The 4,920-nt window shown below is 59.1% G+C and carries 2 protein-coding genes; both read left to right on the forward strand.

The window, feature by feature from the left end:
* Positions 1 to 585: DNA-directed RNA polymerase subunit beta (locus JZZ72_RS27965; RefSeq protein WP_456291244.1), on the forward strand; the 585-nt coding region annotated here is incomplete at its 5' end.
* Between the two features lie 64 nt (positions 586 to 649).
* On the forward strand, positions 650 to 4,849 hold the full coding sequence (gene rpoC / locus JZZ72_RS26480; protein WP_054916698.1) for a DNA-directed RNA polymerase subunit beta': 4,200 nt from the start codon (positions 650 to 652) through the stop codon (positions 4,847 to 4,849).
* Positions 4,850 to 4,920: the final 71 nt, after the last annotated feature.

Consider the following 4,920-nt stretch of genomic DNA (forward strand, 5'->3'; position numbering starts at 1 on the left):
GAGATCTACAACGAGATCGGTGGTCGTCAGGAAAGCCTGGAAGACTTCTCCGACCAGGAAATCCTCGACCTGGCGAAGAACCTCAAAGGCGGTGTGCCAATGGCCACTCCAGTCTTCGACGGTGCCAAGGAAAGCGAAATCAAGGCCATGCTGAAACTGGCAGACATGCCGGAAAGCGGTCAGATGCAGCTGTTCGACGGTCGTACCGGCAACAAGTTCGAGCGTCCAGTGACCGTTGGTTACATGTACATGCTCAAGCTGAACCACTTGGTGGACGACAAGATGCACGCGCGTTCCACTGGTTCTTACAGCCTGGTTACCCAGCAGCCGCTGGGTGGTAAGGCGCAGTTCGGTGGTCAGCGTTTCGGGGAGATGGAAGTGTGGGCGCTGGAAGCATACGGCGCGGCATACACCCTGCAAGAAATGCTCACAGTGAAGTCGGACGATGTGAACGGTCGGACCAAGATGTACAAGAACATCGTGGACGGCGATCACCGTATGGAGCCGGGCATGCCCGAGTCCTTCAACGTGTTGATCAAAGAGATTCGTTCGCTCGGTATCGATATCGATCTGGAAACCGAATAACACGTGACGCGAATCGGGAGCGCGGCTGAAAAGCCCGCTCCCTGCTCCGCCAGGAGGAAAGGCCTTGAAAGACCTACTGAATTTGCTGAAAAACCAGGGTCAAGTCGAAGAGTTCGACGCCATCCGTATCGGATTGGCCTCGCCTGAGATGATCCGTTCGTGGTCGTTCGGTGAAGTAAAAAAGCCGGAAACCATCAACTACCGTACGTTCAAGCCTGAGCGTGACGGCCTGTTCTGCGCCAAGATCTTTGGCCCAGTCAAGGACTACGAGTGCCTGTGCGGCAAGTACAAGCGCCTGAAGCACCGTGGCGTGATCTGCGAGAAGTGCGGTGTTGAAGTCGCGCTGGCAAAAGTTCGTCGTGAGCGCATGGCGCACATCGAGCTGGCCTCGCCTGTTGCCCACATCTGGTTCCTGAAGTCGCTGCCGTCGCGTATCGGCCTGCTGATGGACATGACCCTGCGTGATATCGAGCGCGTTCTCTATTTCGAGAGCTATGTCGTTATCGACCCGGGCATGACCACCCTGGAAAAAGGTCAGCTGCTGAACGACGAGCAGTACTTCGAAGCGCTGGAAGAGTTCGGCGATGACTTCGACGCCCGCATGGGTGCCGAGGCCGTCCGCGAACTGCTGCACGCTATCGACCTGGAGCACGAGATTGGCCGCCTGCGCGAAGAGATTCCGCAGACCAACTCGGAAACCAAGATCAAGAAGCTGTCCAAGCGACTGAAGCTGATGGAGGCCTTCCAGGGCTCGGGCAACCTGCCTGAGTGGATGGTCCTGACCGTTCTGCCGGTTCTGCCGCCAGACCTGCGTCCACTGGTTCCGCTGGATGGCGGTCGTTTCGCGACCTCCGACCTGAACGACCTGTACCGTCGGGTGATCAACCGTAACAACCGTCTGAAGCGCCTGCTCGATTTGTCTGCGCCTGACATCATCGTGCGCAACGAAAAGCGCATGCTGCAGGAAGCGGTCGACGCACTGCTCGACAACGGCCGTCGCGGCCGCGCCATCACCGGCTCGAACAAGCGTCCTCTGAAATCCCTGGCCGACATGATCAAGGGTAAGCAAGGTCGTTTCCGTCAGAACCTGCTCGGTAAGCGCGTTGACTACTCGGGTCGTTCGGTAATTACCGTAGGTCCGACCCTGCGTCTGCACCAGTGCGGTCTGCCGAAGAAAATGGCCCTCGAGCTGTTCAAGCCGTTCATTTTCGGCAAGCTGGAAATGCGTGGTCTGGCGACCACCATCAAGGCTGCCAAGAAGATGGTCGAGCGCGAGTTGCCAGAGGTGTGGGACGTTCTTGCCGAAGTGATTCGCGAACACCCCGTACTGCTCAACCGTGCACCGACCCTTCACCGTCTGGGTATCCAGGCGTTCGAGCCGGTACTGATCGAAGGCAAGGCCATCCAGCTGCACCCGCTGGTCTGTGCCGCGTACAACGCCGACTTCGACGGTGACCAGATGGCCGTGCACGTGCCGCTGACGCTGGAAGCCCAGCTCGAAGCGCGCGCGCTGATGATGTCGACCAACAACATCCTGTCGCCAGCCAACGGTGAGCCGATCATCGTTCCTTCGCAGGACGTTGTACTGGGTCTGTACTACATGACCCGCGAAGCCATCAATGCCAAGGGCGAAGGTCGCGTATTCGCCGACCTGCAGGAAGTCGACCGCGTATTCCGCGCCGGCGAAGCGGCCCTGCACGCCAAGATCAAGGTTCGTATCAACGAAACCGTGAACGATCGTGATGGCGGCAGCGTTAAGAACACCCGCATCGTCGACACCACTGTCGGCCGTGCACTGCTGTTCCAGGTTGTACCGCCAGGTCTGTCGTACGACGTGGTCAACCAGCCGATGAAGAAAAAGGCGATCTCCAAGCTGATCAACCAGTGCTACCGCGTGGTTGGTCTGAAAGAGACCGTCATCTTCGCTGACCAGCTGATGTACACCGGTTTTGCCTACTCGACCATCTCCGGCGTTTCCATCGGTGTTAACGACTTCGTTATCCCGGATGAAAAAGCCCGCATCATCGGTGCTGCCACCGACGAAGTGAAAGAGATCGAGAGCCAGTACGCCTCCGGCCTGGTAACCCAGGGCGAGAAGTACAACAAGGTCATCGACCTGTGGTCCAAGGCGAACGACGAAGTGTCCAAGGCGATGATGGCCAACCTCTCGAAAGAGAAGGTCATCGACCGCGAAGGCAACGAAGTCGAGCAGGAGTCCTTCAACTCGATGTACATGATGGCTGACTCCGGTGCCCGGGGTTCGGCAGCTCAGATTCGTCAGTTGGCCGGTATGCGTGGTCTGATGGCCAAGCCGGACGGCTCGATCATCGAGACGCCGATCACCGCGAACTTCCGCGAAGGTCTGAGCGTACTGCAGTACTTCATCTCGACTCACGGTGCGCGTAAGGGTCTTGCGGATACCGCGTTGAAAACCGCGAACTCCGGTTACCTGACCCGTCGTCTGGTAGACGTGGCGCAGGATCTGGTGGTTACCGAGATCGACTGTGGCACCGAGCAGGGTCTGGTCATGACCCCGCACATCGAAGGCGGCGACGTTGTAGAGCCGCTGGGTGAGCGCGTACTGGGTCGTGTAATCGCCCGTGACGTGTTCAAGCCTGGCACCGACGACGTCATCGTTCCGGCCGGTACCCTGGTCGACGAGAAGTGGGTCGAGTTCATCGAGCTGAACAGCATCGACGAAGTGATCGTGCGTTCGCCGATCAGCTGCGAAACCCGCTACGGCATCTGCGCCAAGTGCTACGGTCGCGACCTGGCTCGCGGTCACCAGGTGAACATCGGTGAAGCTGTCGGCGTTATCGCTGCACAGTCGATCGGTGAGCCGGGTACCCAGCTGACCATGCGTACGTTCCACATCGGTGGTGCTGCAAGCCGTACCTCGGCTGCCGACAGCGTCCAGGTGAAGAACGGCGGTATGGTTCGTCTGCACAACCTCAAGCAGGTTGAGCGTGCCGACGGCAACCTGGTTGCCGTATCGCGTTCCGGCGAGTTGGCGATTGCCGACGAGTTCGGTCGTGAGCGCGAGCGTTACAAGCTGCCTTACGGCGCCGTGATTTCGGTGAAGGAAGGCGACAAGGTCGACGCTGGCGCCATCGTCGCCAAGTGGGACCCGCACACCCACCCGATCGTTACCGAAATGAAAGGTACCGTGACCTTCGTGGGCATGGAAGAAGGCATCACGATCAAGCGTCAGACCGACGAATTGACCGGCCTGACCAACATCGAGGTTCTGGACGTCAAAGACCGTCCGGCTGCAGGCAAGGAAATCCGTCCTGCAATCAAGATGGTCGACGCCAGCGGCAAGGATCTGCTGTTGCCAGGTACCGACGTACCGGCTCAGTACTTCCTGCCAGCCAACGCCCTGGTCGGTGTGGCTGACGGTGCACAGATCGGTGTTGGTGACGTTATCGCGCGTATCCCGCAAGAAACGTCCAAGACCCGTGACATCACCGGTGGTCTGCCGCGCGTTGCCGACCTGTTCGAAGCGCGCCGTCCGAAAGAAGCCTCGATTCTGGCTGAAGTCAGCGGTACCATCGCCTTCGGTAAAGAGACCAAGGGCAAGCGCCGTCTGGTCATCACTCCGAACGATGGCAGCGATCCGTACGAAGAGCTGATTCCGAAGTGGCGTCACCTGAACGTCTTCGAAGGCGAACAAGTGAACCGCGGCGAAGTCATCTCGGACGGTCCTAGCGATCCGCACGACATCCTGCGTCTGCTGGGTGTTAGCGCGCTGGCCAAGTACATCGTCAACGAGATCCAGGACGTTTACCGTCTGCAAGGCGTGAAGATCAACGACAAGCACATCGAGACCATCCTGCGTCAGATGCTGCGTAAGGTCGAGATTGCCGAGTCGGGTGACTCCAGCTTCATCAAGGGCGACCAGATGGAGCTGACCCAGGTACTGGTAGAGAACGAGCGCCTTGGCGCGGAAGACAAGTTTGTCTCCAAGTTCACTCGTGTACTGCTGGGTATCACCAAGGCCTCGCTGTCCACCGAATCGTTCATCTCGGCGGCTTCCTTCCAGGAAACCACCCGCGTACTGACCGAAGCGGCGGTAACCGGCAAGCGCGACTACCTGCGCGGCCTGAAAGAAAACGTGGTCGTGGGTCGTCTGATCCCGGCCGGTACCGGTCTGGCCTACCACAGCGAGCGCAAGCGTCGCCGTGATGCCGACAAGCCGTTGCGTGTTAGCGCCAGTGAAGTGGAAGCTGCACTGACCGAAGCGCTGAACTCCAGCGGCAACTAAAGCGTAGGGCCCTGGCGGCCCTCACCCGATCTTCGCGACATAATCTGTTGCGAAGGGGAGGGTGGGGGATG

The organism is Pseudomonas palmensis, assembly GCF_017848315.1.
GTDB classification, from domain to species: Bacteria; Pseudomonadota; Gammaproteobacteria; order Pseudomonadales; family Pseudomonadaceae; genus Aquipseudomonas; species Aquipseudomonas palmensis.